This is a genomic window from Burkholderia sola (genome assembly GCF_905400185.1).
Classification (GTDB): Bacteria; Pseudomonadota; Gammaproteobacteria; order Burkholderiales; family Burkholderiaceae; genus Burkholderia; species Burkholderia sola.
Window position 1 is genome coordinate 209,162 of the sequence record NZ_FR989675.1, and the last position, 20,034, is coordinate 229,195.

Here is a 20,034-nt window from a genome sequence, read left to right on the forward strand (position 1 = left end):
GAACGATGAGCAAGAGCAAGGATCGCGCGATCGTCGTCAAGCGGGTGGCCCCGGCGAAGAAGGGCCACCACGGCGGCGCATGGAAGCTCGCGTACGCGGACTTCATGACCGCGATGATGGCGTTCTTCCTGCTGATGTGGCTGCTGAGCTCGGTCACGCCGGTGCAGCTGAAGGGGATCGCCGAATATTTCAACATGCCGCTGAAGGCCGCGATTCTCGGCAGCGGCGACCGCAGCTCGCAGGATTCCAGCATCATCAACGGCGGCGGCCGCGACCTGTCGAGCACGGATGCCGGCACGCTGCGCCGCACCGACGGCACGACGTCGCTCGCCGAGCGCCTCGCGAAGGCGGGCGACGAGCATTCGCGGTCGCAGGCGGAGGGCGCGCAGGACCGGCTCGAGCAGACGCGCCTGCACGACCTGCAGATCAAGCTGATGGCCGCGATCGAGGCCAATCCGACGCTGCGCCAGTTCAAGCAGCAGATCCGCATCGATTCGACGCTGATGGGGCTGCGCATCGAGATCGTCGATTCGCAGAAGCGGCCGATGTTCGCGATGTCGAGCGACCACGTCGAGCCGTACATGCGCGACATCCTGCGCGAGATCGGCAAGACGCTGAACGACGTGCCGAACCGGATCATCGTCCAGGGCCACACCGACGCCGTGCCGTACGCGGGCGGCGAGGGCGGCTACAGCAACTGGGAGCTGTCGGCCGATCGCGCGAACGCATCGCGCCGCGAGCTGATCTCCGGCGGCATGGACGAGGCGAAAGTGCTGCGCGTGCTGGGCCTCGCGTCGACGCAGAACCTGAACAAGGCCGATCCGCTCGATCCGGAAAACCGCCGGATCAGCGTGATCGTGCTGAATCGCAAATCCGAAGAAGCGCTGATGCGCGACGACGCGACGACGACGACGCTGTCCGCCGACGCGGCCGGCTCGAAGCTGCTCGCGCAGCAGCTCGGCGGCCCGACGCCGGCGGCGCGCCCGGTCGTGGCGAGCGCCGTCGCCGTGGCGCCGAAACCCTGACGTTTCCGAGACAGACATGATCCGAACCATTCTCGCCATCGACGACTCCGCGACCATGCGTGCGCTGCTGCAGGCCACGCTGGCGCAGGCCGGCTACGACGTGACGGTGGCGCCGGACGGCGAAGCCGGCTTCGACATGGCGGCGACGACGCCGTACGACCTGGTCCTGACCGACCAGAACATGCCGCGCAAGAGCGGGCTCGAGGTGATCGCCGCGCTGCGCAAGCTGACCGCGTACGCGGACACGCCGATCCTCATCCTGACGACCGAAGGCAGCGACGCGTTCAAGGACGCCGCACGCGACGCGGGTGCGACCGGCTGGATCGAAAAGCCGATCGACCCGGGCGTGCTGGTCGACCTGGTCGCCACGCTGTCCGAGCCGGCTGCCTCCTGACATGAACGCGACGATTTCAACCGGTGACCGGGCATGACTCTCGACATCACTCAGTTCTACCAGACCTTTTTCGACGAAGCGGACGAGCTGCTCGCGCAGATGGAGCAGCTGCTGCTGAACCTCGACGTCGATGCGCCCGATCCCGAGGATCTGGCGGCGATCTTCCGCGCCGCGCATTCGATCAAGGGCGGCGCGGCGACGTTCGGCTTTTCCGCGCTGACCGATACGACGCACATCCTCGAATCGCTGCTCGACCGTGCGCGCAACCATGAGCTGACGCTGACCAAGGAGATGGTCGACGCGTTCCTGGAAACCAAGGACGTGCTGTCCGACCAGCTCGTCGACTACCGCGCGAGCGCCGAGCCGGACGCGGCCGCCGCCGCGGCGATCTGCGCGAAGCTCGAACGGCTGAAGGCCGAAAGCGGTGCGGGCGCGCCTGCGCCGGCCGCGCCTACGCCGGCCGCGCCGGTTGCCGCCGCCGTCGCGCCGGCTGCCGCGCCCGCCGTCGGCGACGACCGGGCGCCCGACCATGTGGTCGAGCAGGCCGTCGCGGCCGCGCATCCGGCGGCCGACGCCGATGCCGGCGCCGACGGCCCGCACCTGAAGATCACGCTGGTCGGCGTCGACGCGAAGGACCAGGCGCTGCTCACCGAAGAACTCGGCAACCTCGGCCGGATCGTCGGCCGCGAGGAAGTGGGCGCGGACCTGACGCTGTGGGTCGAATCGGACGTGCCGTCCGACGACATCGTCGCGGTGTGCTGCTTCGTGATCGACGAAAGCCAGATCCGCGTCGGGCGCGGCACGGCGCCGGCTGCCCAGGCGGCGCCGGCCGTCGCGCCGGCCGCCGCAGCCGTGGCTGCTGAAGCTGCCGAACCGGCCGCCGCCGCGCAGCCCGCGCGCGTCGAGGTGTTCGCGCCGCAGGCCGCCGCGCCGCAACCGGCTGCCGCGGCGCCCGCTACGGCTCCGGCCGCCGCAGTGCAGCCGCAGTCGCAACCCCCCGCTCAACCGCAGCCGGCCGATCACGCGGCGCCGGCCGCCGCCGCGCATCACGACGACAAGCGCGCGCGCCCGGCCGCCGCGGCGGCAGGCGGCGCCGAAGGCAGCTCGATCCGCGTCGGCGTCGAGAAGGTCGATCAGCTGATCAACCTCGTCGGCGAACTGGTGATCACGCAGGCGATGCTGGCCGAGACGGCCAGCGCGTTCGATCCGGCGCTGCACGACCGCCTGTTCAACGGGATGGCGCAGCTCGAGCGCAACGCGCGCGACCTGCAGGAAGCGGTGATGTCGATCCGCATGATGCCGATGGACTACGTGTTCAGCCGCTTCCCGCGGCTCGTGCGCGACCTCGCCGGCAAGCTCGGCAAGCAGGTCGAACTGGTCACGTTCGGCCAGGCGACCGAGCTCGACAAGAGCCTGATCGAACGGATCATCGATCCGCTCACGCACCTGGTGCGCAACAGCCTCGACCACGGGATCGAAACCGTCGACAAGCGCGTCGCCGCCGGCAAGGATGCGGTCGGCCAGCTCGTGCTGTCGGCCGCGCATCACGGCGGCAACATCGTGATCGAGGTGAGCGACGACGGCGCGGGCCTGAACCGCGAGCGGATTCTCGCGAAGGCCGCGAAGCAGGGCATGCAGATCTCCGAGAACATCAGCGACGACGAAGTGTGGCAGCTGATCTTCGCGCCGGGCTTTTCGACCGCCGAGACGGTGACCGACGTGTCGGGCCGCGGCGTCGGGATGGACGTCGTGAAGCGCAACATCCAGTCGATGGGCGGCCACGTCGAGATCTCGTCGCAGGCGGGCCGCGGCACGACCACGCGGATCGTGCTGCCGCTCACGCTCGCGATCCTCGACGGGATGTCGGTCAAGGTGGGCAGCGAGATCTTCATCCTGCCGCTGAACTTCGTGATGGAGTCGCTGCAGCCGTCGAACGACGACATCTACACGGTCGGCAACGGCGAACGCGTGGTGCGCGTGCGCGGCGAATACCTGCCGCTCGTCGCGCTGCACGAGGTGTTCTCGGTCGACGACGCGCGCACCGACCCGACGCAGGGGATCGTCACGATCATGGAAACCGAGGGGCGTCGTTTCGCGATGCTGATCGACGAACTGGTCGGCCAGCAGCAGGTGGTCGTGAAGAACCTCGAAACCAACTACCGCAAGGTGCACGGCATCTCGGCGGCGACCATCCTCGGCGACGGCAGCGTCGCGCTGATCGTCGACGTCGCGGCGCTGAACCGCGAAACCCGTGCGATGCACGGCGCCCGAGCCGGCGCCGAGCTCGCCGTCTTCTGACTCTCGCCATTCAACCGATTGGGGGCAAACGTGTCTGCTGAAGTCCAAATGATCAATACGGCCGCGGCGAATGCGGCGGCGACCAGCCGCCGCGACGCCGAACACGGCGATGCGACGGGCCAGGAATTTCTCGTCTTCACGCTCGGCGACGAGGAATACGGGATCGACATCCTGAAAGTGCAGGAAATCCGCGGCTACGACAGCGTCACGCGGATCGCGAACGCGCCCGAGTTCATCAAGGGCGTGATCAACCTGCGCGGGATCATCGTGCCGATCGTCGACATGCGGATCAAGTTCCACCTGGGCCGCGTCGAGTACGACCACCAGACCGTCGTGATCATCCTGAACGTGTCGAACCGCGTGGTCGGGATGGTGGTCGACGGCGTGTCGGACGTGCTGACGCTGCAGACCGACCAGATCATGCCGGCGCCGGAATTCGGCGCGACGCTGACGACCGAGTACCTGACGGGCCTCGGCACGGTCGACGGCCGGATGCTGATCCTGATGGACATCGAGAAGCTGATGTCGAGCCGGGAAATGGCGCTGATCGAGACGCTCGGCGGGTAAGCGCGCCGCGCGCGCAGCAATTTCGGGAGAATCTGCAATGTTGCATAACTGGTCGATCCGCACGACGCTCACGGCGGTCGGACTCATCCTCGTGTGCCTGACCGCCGCGGTCGGCGGGCTCGGCCTCTACGCGCTCGATCACGCGAGCCGCTCGCTCGACGAGATCGCGCACGTCGACCTGCCGGCGATCCACACGCTCGACGACACGGCCGCGCAGCTGCTGCGCTCGCGCGTCGCGCTCGATCGCTTTCGTACGCTGACCGAAGGCGGCAATGCGGCCGACGCGGCGAAGGTGCTCGACCGCGCGCAGGAGCTGTATGCGAAGTCGAACCAGAACTGGCAGGCGTTCCAGTCGACGCCGAAGCTCGGGGTCGATCAGGCGCTGCTCGACGAGCTCGCCGCACGCTACACGACGATCGTGAAGGAAGGCGTCGAGCCCGAGTTCGCCGCGGCGCGCGCGGGCGACATGGCCGCGTACCACGCGGTCGCGGACACGAAGATCAGCCCGATGTTCGTCGCGTTCGACCAGACGGCGGCGGCCGTGATCGCCGCGCTGCAGAAGCGCGCGCAAGACCGTCAGACCGAGACGCAGTCGCAGATCTCGATGATGATCGCGCTGATCGCGGCCGGCATCGCGATCGCGTTCGTCGTCGTGATCGCGATCCGCTTCGTGCTGCGCGGGCTGATCGTCCAGCCGATCGAGGACGCGATCGCGCATTTCGAGCGCATTGCCGGCGGCGACCTCACGCAGCCGGTGAACGCCTCCAGCACGAACGAGATCGGCCGCCTGTTCGGCGGCATCAAGCGGATGCAGGACGCCGTCACGACGATGGTGCAGGCCGTGCATCGCGGCACCGAATCGATCGACGTCGGCGCGCGCGAGATCGCGACCGGCAACATCGACCTGTCGCAGCGCACCGAGGAGCAGGCCGCGTCGCTGCAGGAAACCGCGTCGAGCATGGAGCAACTGACGGGCACCGTGCGGCAGAACGCGGAGAACGCGCGGCAGGCGAGCCAGCTCGCGGTGAACGCGTCGGACATCGCGACCCAGGGCGGCGACGTGGTCGGCCAGGTCGTATCGACGATGCAGGACATCGCGGCGAGCTCGGGCAAGGTCGTCGACATCATCGGCACGATCGAAGGGATCGCGTTCCAGACCAACATCCTCGCGTTGAACGCGGCCGTCGAAGCGGCGCGGGCCGGCGAGCAGGGCCGCGGCTTCGCGGTGGTCGCGGGCGAGGTGCGCTCGCTCGCGCAGCGCAGCGCGAGCGCCGCGAAGGAAATCAAGCAGCTGATCGGCGATTCGGCCGAGAAGGTCGACAGCGGGTCGGCGCTCGTCGCGCGCGCCGGCTCGACGATGGAAGAGATCGTGCAGGCCGTGCGCCGCGTGACCGACATCATGGGCGAGATCAGCGCCGCGTCCGACGAGCAGTCGACCGGCATCGAGCAGGTCAATCGCGCGGTCGGCCAGATGGATGCGGTCACGCAGCAGAACGCGGCGCTCGTCGAGCAGGCGGCGGCCGCGGCCGCGTCGCTCGAGGAGCAGACGCGCCAGATGAAGGCGATCGTGTCGGGCTGGCGCGTCGCGGGCGGCATTGCGCTCGCGCCGGCGCGCAGCGTCGCGCGGCCGGTCGCGCACGAACCGGCGGCGCTGCCGTCGGCGCCGCGCCACGATGCGCCGGTCGCCGCGCTGCCGGCGCCGCAGGCTGCGGCCCAACCGGCGGCACGGCGCGCCGCGCCGGCGTCGCGTGCGGCTGCGTCGGGCGCCGCGGCCGCCGCGTCCGAACCGACGCGTGCGGCCGAGGCCGCCGCGCGGACGCAAAAGGATGCACCGGCCGCCCGTGGCGCCGCCGCCGCGGGCGGCTACGGCCCGCGTCTCGCGAAGACGGCCGCGCCGGCGGACAAGCCGGCCGCGAAGCCCGCGCTCGTGCGCCCGGCGCTGAACGGCGAGAAGCCGGCGCTGGCGTCAGCCGGCGCGTCCGACGACGACTGGGAGACCTTCTAAGCCATGCAGCACGCGCGCGCGCCGTTTCGACCCGATGCACCGGATGCCTCGCCTCGCGCGGGCGAGCCGGGGCGCGACTTCGCGTTCACCGGTGCGGATTTCGCACGCATCCGCGCGCTGATCCATCAACGCGCGGGCATCTCGCTGTCCGAGCACAAGCGCGACATGGCCTATAGCCGGCTCGCGCGACGGCTGCGGGCGCGCGGCCTCGACACGTTCCGCGACTACCTCGACCTGCTCGAGCAGGAAGACGATCCGCTCGAATGGGAAGCGTTCACCAACGCGCTGACCACCAACCTGACCGCGTTTTTCCGCGAGTCGCACCATTTCCCGATCCTGGCGGAATTCGTGAAATCGCGGCCGGCGCCGGTCTCGGTCTGGTGCTCGGCGGCGTCGACCGGCGAGGAGCCGTACTCGATCGCGATCACGCTGATCGAGGCGCTCGGCGACGCGGCCGCGCGCAGCGCGACGATCCTCGCGACCGATCTCGACACGCAGGTGCTCGCGAAGGCCGAAGCCGGCATCTACACGTACGACCAGGTCAAGCACCTGTCGCCGGAGCGGCTCAAGCGCTTCTTCCTGAAGGGCACGGGCGCGCAGGCCGGCCGCGTGAAGGTGCGCCCCGAGCTGCGCGCGATGATCCGCTTCGAGCAGCTGAACCTGACCGATGCGGACTACGGGATCGCGAAGCCGTTCGACGCGATCTTCTGCCGCAACGTGATGATCTATTTCGACAAGCCGACGCAGGGGCAGGTGCTGTCGCGCTTCGAGCCGCTCGTGAAGCCGGGCGGGCTGCTGTTCGCCGGCCATTCGGAGAACTTCACGTACGTGACGCAGGCGTTCCGGCTGCGCGGGCAGACGGTGTACGAACTGACGCGCGACGCCGAGCAGGGTGCGCGCTCGCGCGGCGCGCAGGCGAGCGCGGCGGCCGCGATGCCGTCGCCCGCGCGCGCGCGGGCCGCAGGCGGCGCGCCGGCTCTTGGAGAGCGCGGATGAGCGCACTGCCGATCGCGACCAATCGCTACTTCGACAACCACTTCGAGCGCCCCGGCGTGAAGCTGTTGCCGAACGAGTTCTACACGACCGCCGAGGACATGGTGCTGATGACCGTGCTCGGCTCGTGCGTCGCCGCGTGCCTGCACGACCCGTACGCGGGCATCGGCGGGATGAACCATTTCATGCTGCCGGACGACGGCGCCGATCCGGGCGCGGCCGCGTCGGAATCGATGCGCTACGGCGCGTATGCGATGGAAGTGCTGATCAACGAGCTGATCAAGGCCGGCGGGCGCCGCGAGCGCTTCGAGGCGAAGGTGTTCGGCGGCGCGGCCGTGCTGGCCGGGATGACGACGATCAACATCGGCGATCGCAACGCGGATTTCGTGCGCCGCTATCTGGCGCTCGAGCGCATCCGCATCACCGCGGAAGACCTGCAGGGCGTGCATCCGCGCAAGGTCGCGTTCATGCCGCACAGCGGGCGTGCGATGGTGAAGAAACTGCGGCTGCAGGTGCCGGGCGTGACCGAGCGCGAAGCCGCGCTCGCGCGCGAGGCCGAGCGCGCCCGTCGCGCGCACGTCGAGCTGTTTGCCGCGAAGCGGCCTGCCGCGCCGCAGCCGGCGCGTCCGCGCATCGAGCTGTTCGGCGGGCGCGGCGCCGCGCCGGCCGGCGGCGGTAGCGCGGCCGCGGCCGCCGCCGCGCGGACGGCGACCCTATCAAGAAAGCAGGAGGCATGACCGCAGTGCAGAAGATCAAAGTGTTGTGCGTCGACGATTCGGCGCTGATCCGCAGCCTGATGACCGAGATCATCAACAGCCAGCCCGACATGACGGTGGTCGCGACCGCGCCCGATCCGCTCGTCGCGCGCGAGCTCATCAAGCAGCACAACCCCGACGTGCTCACGCTCGACGTCGAAATGCCGCGCATGGACGGGCTCGACTTCCTCGAGAAGCTGATGCGCCTGCGGCCGATGCCGGTCGTGATGGTGTCGTCGCTGACCGAGCGCGGCTCGGAAATCACGCTGCGCGCGCTCGAACTCGGCGCGGTGGATTTCGTCACGAAGCCGCGCGTCGGGATTCGCGACGGGATGCTCGACTACGCGGAAAAGCTCGCGGACAAGATCCGCGCGGCGTCGCGCGCGCGCGTGCGCCAGGCGCCGCAGCCGCAGGCCGTTGCCCGCACGGCGGACAGCGCCGCGGCCGCGCCGATGATCAACAACCCGCTCGTCAGTACCGAGAAGCTGATCATCATCGGCGCGTCGACGGGCGGCACCGAGGCGATCCGCGAAGTGCTGACGCCGCTGCCGCCGGACGCGCCGGCCGTGCTGATCGCGCAGCACATGCCGCCGGGCTTCACGAAATCGTTCGCGCAGCGGCTGAACGGCCTGTGCCGGATCGCGGTGAAGGAAGCCGAGCACGGCGAACGCGTGCTGCCGGGCCATGCGTACATCGCGCCGGGCCATGCGCACCTGTTGCTCGCGAGAAGCGGCGCGAACTATATTGCGCAACTGTCGGACGAGCCGCCGGTGAACCGGCACCGCCCGTCGGTCGACGTGCTGTTCCGCTCGGCGGCGACGCATGCGGGCAAGAACGCGATCGGCGTGATCCTCACCGGGATGGGCCGCGACGGCGCGGCCGGCCTGCTGGAAATGAAACGCGCGGGCGCTTACACGTTCGCGCAGGACGAGGCGAGCTGCATCGTGTTCGGGATGCCGCGCGAGGCAATCGCGCTCGGCGGGGCGGACGAGGTCGCGCCGCTCGCCGACATGAGCCGCCGCGTGATGGCCCGCCTGGCGACGATGGGCGACCGCGTGCAGCGCGTGTGAATGGACTGTCACGGGGCGCGTGCCACGATACGCGTCCCGACGGAAACGAATCTGGAAAGGAACGACGATGGACAAGAGCATGAAAATCCTGGTGGTGGACGATTTCCCGACGATGCGCCGGATCGTCCGCAACCTGCTCAAGGAACTGGGCTACACGAACGTGGATGAGGCCGAGGACGGCGCGGCCGGCCTCGCGCGGCTGCGCGGCGGCGGCTTCGACTTCGTGATCTCGGACTGGAACATGCCGAACCTCGACGGTCTCGCGATGCTCAAGGAGATCCGCGCGGACGCGACGCTCACGCATCTGCCGGTGCTGATGGTCACGGCCGAGTCGAAGAAGGAGAACATCATCGCGGCCGCGCAGGCCGGCGCGAGCGGCTACGTCGTGAAACCGTTCACGGCCGCGACGCTCGACGAGAAGCTGAACAAGATCATCGACAAGATGGCCAAGGCCGGGAGCTGAACGTGAACGAGCCGATCCATGCGGCGCTTGCCGGCGCGGCGGTCAATGCCGACGGCCATGCCGAAGGCGCCGATTACGCGAGCGACCGGATCCTCGCGCGCATCGGCCACGTCACGCGCACGCTGCGCGATTCGATGCGCGAGCTCGGGCTCGACAAGCATGTCGAGCGCGCGGCGGAAGCCGTGCCCGATGCGCGCGACCGGCTGCGCTACGTCGCGACGATGACCGAACAGGCCGCGGTGCGCGTGCTGAATGCGATCGAGATCGCGAAGCCGATGCAGGAGCGCGTGCAGAACGAGGCCGAGGCGCTTGACGCACGCTGGGCGCAGTGGTACGCCGCGCCGATCGAGCACGCGGAAGTGCGCGAGCTGATGGACGACACGCGCGCGTTCCTGCGCACGCTGCCCGAATCGACGGCGGCGACCCGCGCGCAACTGCTCGAGATCATGCTTGCGCAGGATTTCCAGGATCTGACGGGGCAGGTGATCAAGAAGATCATGGACATGGTCTACCTGATCGAGCAGCAGCTCCTCACCGTGCTCGTCGAGAACATCGCGCCGGAGCGGCGCGAGCAGTTCGCGGCCACCGCGGCGGCATTCGCGGCCGAAGCGATGAGCGCGACCGGCAGCCCCGAATCGCTGCTGAACGGCCCGCAGATCGCGCCGGAAGGCAAATCCGACGTCGTTCAGGACCAGGGGCAGGTTGACGACCTGCTCGCGAGCCTCGGCTTCTGATCCTGCCGGTGCGCATCGCGCGTCCCATTGCCGGGCGCCCCGTTCCGCGGCGCCGGCCGACGCGCGCATGCCCCGTTCCCGCCTCGTTTCCCCTCGCCCGGCGCCGCTGCGCGGCGCAGCGTGATCCTGCGTCGAATTGACACTTCGACACACTCCGCAGGCATACTACGCGTCAGCAGCAACGTAGCGTCATTCGTACGATTCATCAGTGGGCAGACGGCGCGGGCCGATGGCGGCGCCGTCGGCACCGAAGCCAGTCCCTTGGGGGGGAACGTGAAGCTGAAACGCTTGGGCTGGACCGTCGCGCACGCGACGGCTGCAATGGGTGTGCTGTGGGCCGTCCACGCACACGCGGAACTGGGCGGCGCGCCGATGTCGCCGCCGGCGGACGATCAGGCCGCCACCGTGCGCGCGCTGCAGCGCGCGATGCGCTCGGCGGACGGCGTGCAGACGAGCACGGCCGCCTATACCGTCCGCGAGATCACGCTCGGATCGGGCACCGTCATCCACGAATACACGTCGGCCGCCGGCAGCGTGTTCGGCCTCGCGTGGCGCGGGCCGACGATGCCGGATCTCGCGTCGCTGCTCGGCAGCTATTTCCCGCAGTACACCGCCGGCGTCCAGGCGGCGCACCGGGCGCGCGGCTGGCGTGCGCCGGTGGCCGTCGAGACGAGCGGCCTCGTGATCCGGACGGGCGGCCACATGGGCGCCTTCTCCGGCCAGGCATGGCTGCCGTCGGCGCTGCCGACCGGCGTGGCCGGCACCGATATCCAGTGACAGCGGGAGAGCGATCTTGAGCATGACTCGTACATTCAAGCGCTGGTTCGGCGTGCTGGGCCTCCTGGCCGCGACGGCCGTGCTCGTGACGGCCTGCGGCGGCGGCGATGACGGCGGCGGCAGTTCGGGCAACAACGGCAATACCGGCAACAGCGGCTCCGACGGCAACAGCGGCAACACGGCCGTCGTCACGGTCGCCGCCGGCGCCGCGAACGTGATCAACATCCCGACCATCAGCGTGAAGGTTTGCGTGCCGGGCACGTCGAACTGCCAGATCGTCAACAACGTGCTCGTCGATACCGCGTCCTACGGGCTGCGGCTCGTCGGCAGCGCGGTGGCCGGCGTGCACGACAGCCTGCCGCAGGTGAAGAGCGGCGGCGCGCCGGTCGCCGAATGCGGCAAGTTCGTGTCGAGCTACACGTGGGGCTCGGTGCGCACCGTCGACCTGTCGATCGGCACCGAGCAGGCCGCGTCGCTGCCCGTGCAGATCATCGGCGACCTCGGCACGACGAACGTGCCGAGCTCGTGCACGAACGGCGGCGCGTCGGCCAACTCGACGAGCGCGCTCGGCGCGAACGGGATCCTCGGCATCGGGCCGGCGCCGTACGACTGCGGCACGACCTGCGCGACGTCGACGTCGACGAGCAACAACTACTACGCGTGCCCGAACGGCGACAACGCGAGCTGCGCCGTCACGCTCGTGTCGCTCGCGCAGCAGGTGGCCAACCCGGTGCATCGGTTCGCGAACAACGACGGCGTGAGCGTGCAGATGCCGGCCATCTCGAACAACGGGCAGGCGAGCGCGACCGGCACGCTGACGTTCGGCCTGCCGAACCTGAGCGGCAAGACGGTGCTGACGTCGACCACGACCGGCGACGTCAGCGCGACGTTCCAGGGGCGCAACGTGACCGCGTTCTTCGATACGGGCTCGAACGCGTATTTCTTCAACGATTCGGCGCAGACGGTCTGTTCGAGGAATACGGAGTTCTACTGCCCGTCGGCGACGACGACCTATTCGGCCACGCTGAGCGGCCAGAACGGCGCGTCGGGCACCGTGTCGATGCCGGTCGCGAACGCGGATTCGCTGTTCTCGAACGCGTCGACGTTCGCGTTCAACGACATCGCGGGGCCGTTCGGCTCGTCCAACTGGCTCGACATCGGCATGCCGCACTTCTACGGCAAGACGATCTACTTCGGGATGGACAAGACCGCGAGCGGCGGCGCGCAGCCGTTCGTCGCATTCTGACGCGGCGTCGCCGGACGCAGGAACAAGGGGGCGAGCGATCGCCCCCTTTTTTTATTCCGGCGCGCCGTGCGTGCACTACGGACCGGATCGCTGCCACGCGCCGGCATAGCGCCTACGATGTAAGACCGGCACCGGTGCCGGCACGACATCGAAGGAGACAGCGCATGAACCCGCGTATCCAGCGCATCACGCCGTTCCTGTGGTTCGACCGCGACGCCGAGGCGGCGGCCGGTTTCTACGTATCGGTGTTCGACAACGCGCGCATCGTGCACGTCGCGCGCTACGGCAAGACCGGCGCGCATGCGTCCGGCAACGCCGAGGGCGCGGTGATGACCGTGGCGTTCGAGCTCGACGGGCAGGCGTTCGTCGCGCTGAACGGCGGCCCCGTGTTCCAGATGACGCCGGCCGTGTCGTTCGTCGTCAACTGTCGCGACCAGGACGAGATCGACCATTACTGGGCGCGCCTGTCCGAAGGTGGCGACGCGCGCGCGCAGCAATGCGGCTGGCTGCGCGACCGCTTCGGCGTGTCGTGGCAGGTCGTGCCCGTGCAGATGGCCGAACTGATGACGGGCGACCCGGCCCGCGCCGAGCGCGTGATGGCGCAGGTGATGACGATGAAGAAGCTCGATCTCGGCGCGTTGCAGCGGGCGGCGGCCGGCTAGGGCGTGAACACGCCCTAGGTCGCTTCGGTCGATCACGCCGTTCGGGCCGGCGATGGTCGGCCGTCCCGTCCCGACGCCGCAGGCTGCGATTCGGGCGGAACCGGCGACGCCGAAAGGCGCCGCGACCGGCGCGCCTGCGTATCGCCGGCCGGTCGGTTAATCGAATGCCGGACACTCGAGTCGATTATCGATTCGTGCGATTTCATTCGGCTGTAATCAAAGCCGGATTATTCGCGGCTGCCATTTCTGTCAGATCCTCACGATTATTAAAATGACGCGGCATGCAAGCCGGCACGCCGAAATCCGCTCTTGCAGCCTTTCCTGCGCCATATGGGCGCGTATTGCCCCATATGCGAAAAGAGATGGAATCCACCGAACTTCGATCTTATAATTCCGGCGTTGTTTCCGGGGTGCCAATATAAAACAGGAGGGTAATAAAATGAATTTTTCCGAAGCCGTTCGTACCGTACTGAATAAATACGCAACATTCGAAGGCCGTGCGCGTCGTGCCGAATACTGGTATTTCGCGCTGCTGACCTCCGTGCTGTCGGTCGCCGGTCAGATCATCGGCGCGGCCGGCCGCGATGCGGGCCTGATCACGCTGCTGCTGCTCGGCGTGATCTTCCTGGTGTCGCTCGCGCTGATCATTCCGGGCATCGCGGTCAGCGTGCGCCGCCTGCACGATACGGGCCGCTCGGGCTGGTTCTTGCTGCTCGCGCTGATTCCGATCGTCGGCGGCATCCTGCTGCTCGTGTGGATGTGCTCGCGCGGCACCGAAGGCCCGAACCGTTTCGGCGCGGACCCGATCCCGGCCGTCTGACCGACGCCTGCCCCGACCGACGCGCGACGCCGTTGCGTCGGGGCCTGCTTGCCCCGCTTCTCTCCCGTCTTTCCCGTCCGTCGTTTCACCGTTCCCCGCGCGTGAAGCCGCTGCCGTCCCGCTTGCGGCCGCCGCCTCGCCAATGCGCCGGCCGGTCCCGTTTTTCCGCCACGCCGCGCGTCGCTCCGCCCCCGTTCCGGCCGCGTTCGCGGCCGCTCGCCCGATTCCCCGAAATACCCCCCTTTCCCGGCTTTGCTCGACCGATCGGCGTTTGACGCGTCCATGAATAATCGGTGTCACTGGAAAGCGGCATTCCGCCGTACCCGACTGGAGGCCCCGTGGCAGACGAGAGCGATCTCGACAAGACCGAAGCCGCCACTCCCAGGCGCCGCGAGAAGGCGCGCGAGGAGGGGCAGGTCGCGCGTTCGCGCGAGCTGGCTTCGTTCGCACTGCTCGCGGCGGGGTTCTACGGCGCATGGCTGCTCGCGGGCCCGTCGGGCGGGCATCTGCAGGCGATGCTGCGCGGCGCGTTCACGTTCGATCGCGCGACCGCGTTCGACACCCACCGGATGTTGTCGGCGGCCGGCAGCGCGAGCCGCGAAGGCTTCGCCGCGCTGCTGCCGCTGCTCGCGCTCACCGGCGTCGCCGCGCTGCTCGCGCCGATGGCGCTCGGCGGCTGGCTGATTTCGCAGAAGACGTTCGAGCTGAAGTTCGACCGCCTGAACCCGATCTCGGGCCTCGGCCGGATCTTCTCGATCCAGGGGCCGATCCAGCTCGGGATGTCGATCGCGAAGACGCTGGTCGTCGGCGGGATCGGCGGCATCGCGATCTGGCGCAGCAAGGACGAGCTGCTCAGCCTCGCGACGCAGCCGCTCGGCGCCGCGCTGCCCGATGCGCTGCATCTGGTCGCCGTGTGCTGCGGCACGACGGTCGCCGGGATGCTGGTGGTCGCCGGGCTCGACGTGCCTTACCAACTCTGGCAGTACAACAAGAAGTTGCGCATGACGAAGGAAGAAGTGAAGCGCGAGCATCGCGAGAACGAAGGCGATCCGCACGTGAAGGGGCGGATCCGCCAGCAGCAGCGCGCGATTGCGCGGCGCCGGATGATGGCGGCCGTGCCGAAGGCCGACGTGGTCGTCACGAACCCGACGCACTTCGCGGTCGCGCTGCAATACACGGACGGCGAGATGCGCGCGCCGAAGGTGGTCGCGAAGGGCGTGAACCTCGTCGCCGCGCGCATCCGCGAACTCGCGGCCGAACACAACGTGCCGCTGCTCGAAGCGCCGCCGCTCGCGCGTGCGCTGTATCACAACGTCGAACTCGAGCGCGAGATCCCCGGTTCGCTGTACTCGGCCGTGGCCGAAGTGCTCGCATGGGTTTACCAGCTCAAGCGCTTCCGCTCGGAAGGCGGCGCGTTCCCGGCGATGCCGGTCGATCTCGACGTGCCGGCCGAACTCGACAAGGGCACGTCGGTCGCCGCCGACGACGAACGTGAAGAAGCCGAGGACGCCCTCGGCCAGCAAGGGAACGCGGCATGAGCACCCCGACCACCGGCCTGTTCGGCAAGCGCGCGAACCCGTTCGCGGGCACCAACCTGCGCGCGCTCGCGGGCCCGATCCTCATCTGCATGATCCTGGGGATGATGATCCTGCCGCTGCCGCCGATGCTGCTGGATCTGCTGTTCACGTTCAACATCGCGCTGTCCGTGATGGTGCTGCTCGTCAGCATGTACACGATGAAGCCGCTCGACTTCGCGGCGTTCCCGAGCGTGCTGCTGTTCTCGACGCTGCTGCGCCTGTCGCTGAACGTCGCGTCGACCCGCGTCGTGCTGCTCGAAGGCCATACCGGGCCCGACGCGGCCGGCCAGGTGATCGAAGCATTCGGCCACTTCCTCGTCGGCGGCAACTTCGCGGTCGGCATCGTCGTGTTCGTGATCCTGATGATCATCAACTTCATGGTGATCACGAAGGGTGCGGGGCGGATCGCCGAAGTGTCCGCGCGCTTCACGCTCGATGCGATGCCCGGCAAGCAGATGGCGATCGACGCCGATCTGAACGCGGGCCTCATCAACGAGGAACAGGCGCGCAAGCGGCGCCTGGCCGTCTCGCAGGAAGCCGAGTTCTACGGGTCGATGGACGGCGCGTCGAAGTTCGTGCGCGGCGATGCGATCGCCGGCCTGATCATCATGGCGATCAACGTGATCGGCGGGCTGATCGTCGGGATGGTCCAGCACGACATGAGCTTCGCCGCGGCCGGCACCAACTACACGCTGCTGACGATCGGCGACGGCCTCGTCGCGCAGATCCCGTCGCTCGTGATCTCGACCGCGGCCGGCGTGATCGTGTCGCGCGTCGCCACCGACGAGGACATCGGCACGCAGATCACCGGCCAGCTGTTCACGAACCCGCGCGTGCTGAACATCACCGGCGCGATCATCGTGCTGATGGGGCTGATCCCGGGCATGCCGCACTTCGCGTTCCTCGCGCTCGGCGGCGGCGCGATCTGGCTGGCGCGCACGCAGACCAAGCGCGCGGCGGCCCGCAAGGCGGCCGGCGACGTGACCGACATCGCGCCGCCCGCCGTGCTGCCGGCCGACAGCCACGAAGCGACCTGGGACGACGTGCAGCTGATCGACCCGCTCGGCCTCGAAGTCGGCTACCGGCTGATCCCGCTCGTCGACAAGAACAGCGACGGCGAGCTGCTCAAGCGCATCAAGAGCATCCGCAAGAAATTCGCGCAGGAAATCGGCTTCCTGCCGCCGGTGATCCATATCCGCGACAACCTCGAACTGCGGCCGAACGCGTACCGGATCGCGCTGAAGGGCGTCGAGATCGGCTTCGGCGAAGTGTTCCCGGGCCAGTGGCTCGCGATCAACCCGGGCCAGGTGACAGCCGCGCTGCCGGGCGCCGTCACGCAGGACCCGGCGTTCGGGCTGCCGGCCGTGTGGATCGACGTCGCGCTGCGCGAGCAGGCGCAGGTGTACGGCTACACGGTGGTCGACGCAAGCACGGTCGTCGCGACGCACCTGAACCATCTCGTCGTCCAGCACGCGGCCGAGCTGCTCGGCCGCCAGGAAGTGCAGGCGCTCGTCGAGCGCACCGGCAAGGACGCGCCGTCGCTCGTCGAGGACCTGGTGCCGAAGACGATCTCGCTCACCACGCTGCAGAAGGTGCTGCAGAACCTGCTCGAGGAAGGCGTGCCGATTCGCGACATGCGCACGATCCTCGAGGCCGTGTCCGAGCATGCGGGCCGCGGCGACGCGTTCGAGATCACGGCCGCGGTGCGGCTCTCGCTCGGCCGCGCGATCACGCAGCAGTGGTATCCGGGCAACGGCGAAATGCAGGTGATGGGCCTCGACGCGAACCTGGAGCGCGTGCTGTCGCAGGCGCTCGCCACCGGCGCGAACCCGGGCCTCGAACCCGGTCTCGCGCACAACCTTCTGACCGGCACGCAGCAAGCGATGCTGCGTCAACAGAATCTCGGGCTGCCGCCCGTGCTGCTCGTGCAGCACGCGCTGCGCGCGATGCTCGCGCGTTTCCTGCGCCGCAGCCTGCCGCAACTGAAAGTGCTGTCGTACGCCGAAGTGCCGGACACACGCACGATCAAAGTCGTTAACGTCATCGGGGGTTCCGCTTGAACATTCGCAAATTCACCGGCGCAACGAGCCGCGACGCACTTCGTCTCGTGCGCGAGGCGCTCGGCGCCGACGCGGTCGTGCTGTCGAACCGCACGCTCGATGACGGCAGCGTCGAAATCGTTGCACTCGCCGATTCGGATCTCGCCGCGGTGGCGCCGCCGGCCGCGCGTGGGCGCCTCGCCACGTCGCGCGCGCCGGACTCCGTGCCGGCCGCCGCCGTGCCGGGCATCGTGTCGCGCCCGGGGACCGCCCCGCGCCCGGCCGCCAATCCGTATGCGGCCGGCGAAGGCGGGCTGCCGGACGTGTTCTCGTCCGTGTTCGGCGCGAGCGCCGACGCGCAAGACGCGGATGCGCACCCCGCGTCGATCGATGCAGACGCGCCCGCGGCGGCAGCGCCGTCGAGCGCTGCATCGGCCGCGGTCGGATCGCCGGCCGCCGGATCGCCGGCCGCCACTTCCGAACCCGCACCGTGGCTGGTCGAGCACGCGAAGCGCCTGACGCAGCAGCGCGACGCGCTGATCGCCCGTGCGCAGGCGCCCGCCGAGCCGCAGGCGAGCGCGCCCGCGCCGCAAGCCGCCGCCCGCGCGACGCCGCCCGACTGGGCGCGCGACATCGTGCGCGACGCCGAGCGCCGGATGCCGGCCGCCGCAGCGCCGGCCGCCGCCAAGCGCGCAGCCGACACGGGCGCCGCGTACGGCGCCAAGCAGACCGACCGCACGCGCCTGTCCGCCGACGCGGCCGCCGTGGTGGCCGATGCGGTGAAGTCGCGCATCGAGCGGATCGTCAACGACACGGTGATGCAGGAGCTGGGCGAGCTGCGCGGGATGATGGAAGAGCAGTTCGACAGCCTGATGTGGCACGACCGCCAGCGTCGCAGCTCCGTGCACGGCGCGCTGACGAAGCACCTGTTCGCGGCCGGCTTCTCCGCGCAGCTCGTGCGGATGCTGGTCGACAACCTGCCGTCCGGCGACGGCGCGCAGACCTTCGAGCAGGCCGCCGAATGGGCGCAGTCGGTGCTCGCATCGAACCTGCCGGTGCTCGACAGCGAGGACGCGCTGATGGAGCGCGGCGGCGTGTTCGCGCTGATGGGGCCGACCGGCGTCGGCAAGACGACCACCACCGCGAAGCTGGCCGCGCGCTGCGTGATGCGCTTCGGCGCGAGCAAGGTCGCGCTGCTGACCACCGACAGCTACCGGATCGGCGGCCACGAGCAACTGCGGATCTTCGGCAAGATCCTCGGCGTGCCGGTTCACGCGGTGAAGGATGCGGGCGACCTCGCGCTCGCGCTGTCCGAGCTGCGCAACAAGCACATCGTGCTGATCGACACGATCGGCATGAGCCAGCGCGACCGCGCGGTGTCCGACCAGATCGCGATGCTGCACGGCGCGAACGCGCCGGTGCAGCGCCTGCTGCTGCTGAACGCGACGAGCCATGGCGATACGCTGAACGAAGTCGTGCAGGCGTACCGCAGCGCGGGCGAGCACCCTGACCTGGCCGGCTGCATCCTCACGAAGCTCGACGAGGCGACCCACCTCGGCAGCGTGCTCGACACGGTAATCCGCTACAAGCTGCCGGTCCACTACGTGTCGACCGGCCAGAAGGTGCCGGAGAACCTGTACGTCGCGTCGACCAAATTCCTGCTGAAGAGCGCGTTCTGTGTGCCGCGCGACGGCTCGCCCTTCGTGCCGCAAGACGAGGACATGCCGACGCTGCTTTCCGCACTGACCGCACGTTCCACCGCCGAGCTGCACGAGGTGCGATTTGGATAAACGGATCATCGACCAGGCCGAAGGGCTGCGGCGCCTGCTGGCCGGGCGCGCGTCGCGCATCGTCGCGGTGACGGGCGGGCCGGCGGGCGTCGGCTGCACGTCCACCGTGGTGAACCTCGCGGCGGCGCTCGCGTCGCTCGGCAAGGACGTGCTCGTCGTCGACGAGCGCGCCGACGTGCATTCGGCCAGCGCGACGCTCGCCGGCGCGTGGCTGCGCGACGGCGAACGCACGCGGGTGGCGGCCGGCTTCGGCCTGTGCGGCGCCGCCCAGCTCGCGCGCGCCGGCTACAGCGACGCGCAGCTGAGCGACTTCATCGACGGCCCGGCCGACATCGTCCTCGTCGACGCGCAGCTCGGCGCCGACGGATCGCTGTCGGCGCTCGCGCGCGAAGCGCACGACGTGCTGATCGTCACGCGGGTTGCCGTGCAGGCGATCACCGAGGCGTATGCGTGCATGAAGCGGCTGCATTTCGCGCACGCGTTCGCGCAGTTCCGCGTGCTGACCAATCAGGTCGCCAGCCACGCGGACGCGAAGACGGCCTTCGACAACCTCGCGGGCGTCGCGAGCCGCTACCTGACCGTGTCGATCGCCGATGCGGGCTGCGTGAGCGCCGATCCGCTCGTCGAGCACGCCCGCGAACTGATGCATGCGGTAGTCGACGCGTTCCCGTCGTCGGCTGCCGCGCGCGATTACCGGCAGATTGCCGCCGACCTGTTGTACTGGCCGATGCGCCCCGGTTCGGGCGCGGGCCGCGCGGTCCACGCCGGCGGCAAGCCGTCGTATGAGGCGGGCGCGGCACACGCCGCGTGAGCGCCACC

General features: G+C 69.4%; 18 protein-coding genes. All 18 read left to right on the forward strand.

Annotation, left to right across the window (positions count from 1 at the left end; genetic code table 11):
- Positions 1-5 precede the first annotated feature (5 nt).
- Positions 6-1,025: a flagellar motor protein MotB gene (gene motB, locus KR541_RS00925; protein ID WP_050015998.1), complete on the forward strand. Its 1,020-nt coding sequence runs from the start codon at positions 6-8 to the stop codon at positions 1,023-1,025.
- Between the two features lie 16 nt (positions 1,026-1,041).
- The gene (locus KR541_RS00930) at positions 1,042-1,419 is read left to right on the forward strand and encodes a response regulator (RefSeq protein ID WP_050016002.1); all 378 of its coding nucleotides are present in this window, start codon (positions 1,042-1,044) and stop codon (positions 1,417-1,419) included.
- A gap of 33 nt (positions 1,420-1,452) precedes the next feature.
- Positions 1,453-3,717, forward strand: coding sequence for a chemotaxis protein CheA (gene cheA / locus KR541_RS00935; RefSeq protein ID WP_050016003.1), 2,265 nt, complete (start codon positions 1,453-1,455; stop codon positions 3,715-3,717).
- A 48-nt stretch (positions 3,718-3,765) separates the two neighbouring features.
- On the forward strand, positions 3,766-4,284 hold the full coding sequence (cheW, locus tag KR541_RS00940) for a chemotaxis protein CheW (RefSeq protein WP_050016005.1): 519 nt from the start codon (positions 3,766-3,768) through the stop codon (positions 4,282-4,284).
- Between the two features lie 37 nt (positions 4,285-4,321).
- Entirely contained in the window at positions 4,322-6,289 is a 1,968-nt protein-coding gene (locus KR541_RS00945) for a methyl-accepting chemotaxis protein (protein WP_060733873.1), read from the forward strand.
- A gap of 3 nt (positions 6,290-6,292) precedes the next feature.
- A complete protein-coding gene (locus tag KR541_RS00950; RefSeq protein WP_050011815.1) occupies positions 6,293-7,285 on the forward strand; it encodes a CheR family methyltransferase in 993 nt (330 codons plus the stop codon).
- Positions 7,282-8,019, forward strand: a complete 738-nt coding sequence (gene cheD, locus KR541_RS00955) for a chemoreceptor glutamine deamidase CheD (RefSeq protein WP_050011816.1) — start codon at positions 7,282-7,284, stop codon at positions 8,017-8,019. Before KR541_RS00950 ends, cheD begins: the two co-directional genes overlap by 4 nt.
- Complete coding sequence (locus tag KR541_RS00960) at positions 8,016-9,107, forward strand: protein-glutamate methylesterase/protein-glutamine glutaminase (protein WP_050011817.1); 1,092 nt, start codon at positions 8,016-8,018, stop codon at positions 9,105-9,107. The genes cheD and KR541_RS00960 overlap by 4 nt, the downstream gene beginning before the upstream one ends.
- 67 nt (positions 9,108-9,174) lie before the next feature.
- Positions 9,175-9,570: a chemotaxis response regulator CheY gene (cheY, locus tag KR541_RS00965; RefSeq protein WP_006754880.1), complete on the forward strand. Its 396-nt coding sequence runs from the start codon at positions 9,175-9,177 to the stop codon at positions 9,568-9,570.
- A gap of 2 nt (positions 9,571-9,572) precedes the next feature.
- Positions 9,573-10,304 (forward strand): protein phosphatase CheZ, encoded by a 732-nt coding sequence (cheZ, locus tag KR541_RS00970; protein ID WP_069618698.1) that lies wholly within the window; start codon positions 9,573-9,575, stop codon positions 10,302-10,304.
- A 273-nt stretch (positions 10,305-10,577) separates the two neighbouring features.
- Positions 10,578-11,081, forward strand: a complete 504-nt coding sequence (locus tag KR541_RS00975) for a DUF2844 domain-containing protein (RefSeq protein WP_050012090.1) — start codon at positions 10,578-10,580, stop codon at positions 11,079-11,081.
- Between the two features lie 16 nt (positions 11,082-11,097).
- On the forward strand, positions 11,098-12,327 hold the full coding sequence (locus KR541_RS00980) for a DUF3443 family protein (protein ID WP_050011819.1): 1,230 nt from the start codon (positions 11,098-11,100) through the stop codon (positions 12,325-12,327).
- A gap of 164 nt (positions 12,328-12,491) precedes the next feature.
- Complete coding sequence (locus KR541_RS00985; protein WP_050011820.1) at positions 12,492-12,989, forward strand: VOC family protein; 498 nt, start codon at positions 12,492-12,494, stop codon at positions 12,987-12,989.
- Between the two features lie 439 nt (positions 12,990-13,428).
- A complete protein-coding gene (locus tag KR541_RS00990; RefSeq protein ID WP_050011821.1) occupies positions 13,429-13,809 on the forward strand; it encodes a DUF805 domain-containing protein in 381 nt (126 codons plus the stop codon).
- Between the two features lie 338 nt (positions 13,810-14,147).
- Entirely contained in the window at positions 14,148-15,347 is a 1,200-nt protein-coding gene (gene flhB / locus KR541_RS00995) for a flagellar biosynthesis protein FlhB (protein ID WP_050011822.1), read from the forward strand.
- Positions 15,344-17,446 carry a flagellar biosynthesis protein FlhA gene (gene flhA, locus KR541_RS01000; protein WP_050011823.1) on the forward strand — a complete coding sequence of 701 codons (2,103 nt, stop codon included), beginning with the start codon at positions 15,344-15,346 and terminating at the stop codon, positions 17,444-17,446. Before flhB ends, flhA begins: the two co-directional genes overlap by 4 nt.
- Entirely contained in the window at positions 17,443-19,215 is a 1,773-nt protein-coding gene (gene flhF / locus KR541_RS01005; protein WP_050011824.1) for a flagellar biosynthesis GTPase FlhF, read from the forward strand. Before flhA ends, flhF begins: the two co-directional genes overlap by 4 nt.
- A complete protein-coding gene (locus KR541_RS01010) occupies positions 19,208-20,026 on the forward strand; it encodes a nucleotide-binding protein (RefSeq protein ID WP_050011825.1) in 819 nt (272 codons plus the stop codon). The genes flhF and KR541_RS01010 overlap by 8 nt, the downstream gene beginning before the upstream one ends.
- The last annotated feature ends 8 nt before the right edge of the window (positions 20,027-20,034 follow it).

Excerpts from the sequence above, each read along its gene's own strand:
- cheD (WP_050011816.1), top strand. The coding sequence starts at position 7,282 with ATGAGCGCACTGCCGATCGCGACCAATCGCTACTTCGACAACCACTTC.
- KR541_RS00950 (WP_050011815.1), top strand. The coding sequence starts at position 6,293 with ATGCAGCACGCGCGCGCGCCGTTTCGACCCGATGCACCGGATGCCTCG.
- KR541_RS00930 (WP_050016002.1), top strand. The coding sequence starts at position 1,042 with ATGATCCGAACCATTCTCGCCATCGACGACTCCGCGACCATGCGTGCG.
- KR541_RS00945 (WP_060733873.1), top strand. The coding sequence starts at position 4,322 with ATGTTGCATAACTGGTCGATCCGCACGACGCTCACGGCGGTCGGACTC.
- cheA (WP_050016003.1), top strand. The coding sequence starts at position 1,453 with ATGACTCTCGACATCACTCAGTTCTACCAGACCTTTTTCGACGAAGCG.
- cheY (WP_006754880.1), top strand. The coding sequence starts at position 9,175 with ATGGACAAGAGCATGAAAATCCTGGTGGTGGACGATTTCCCGACGATG.
- cheW (WP_050016005.1), top strand. The coding sequence starts at position 3,766 with ATGATCAATACGGCCGCGGCGAATGCGGCGGCGACCAGCCGCCGCGAC.
- KR541_RS00960 (WP_050011817.1), top strand. The coding sequence starts at position 8,016 with ATGACCGCAGTGCAGAAGATCAAAGTGTTGTGCGTCGACGATTCGGCG.
- motB (WP_050015998.1), top strand. The coding sequence starts at position 6 with ATGAGCAAGAGCAAGGATCGCGCGATCGTCGTCAAGCGGGTGGCCCCG.
- KR541_RS00985 (WP_050011820.1), top strand. The coding sequence starts at position 12,492 with ATGAACCCGCGTATCCAGCGCATCACGCCGTTCCTGTGGTTCGACCGC.
- KR541_RS00990 (WP_050011821.1), top strand. The coding sequence starts at position 13,429 with ATGAATTTTTCCGAAGCCGTTCGTACCGTACTGAATAAATACGCAACA.
- flhA (WP_050011823.1), top strand. The coding sequence starts at position 15,344 with ATGAGCACCCCGACCACCGGCCTGTTCGGCAAGCGCGCGAACCCGTTC.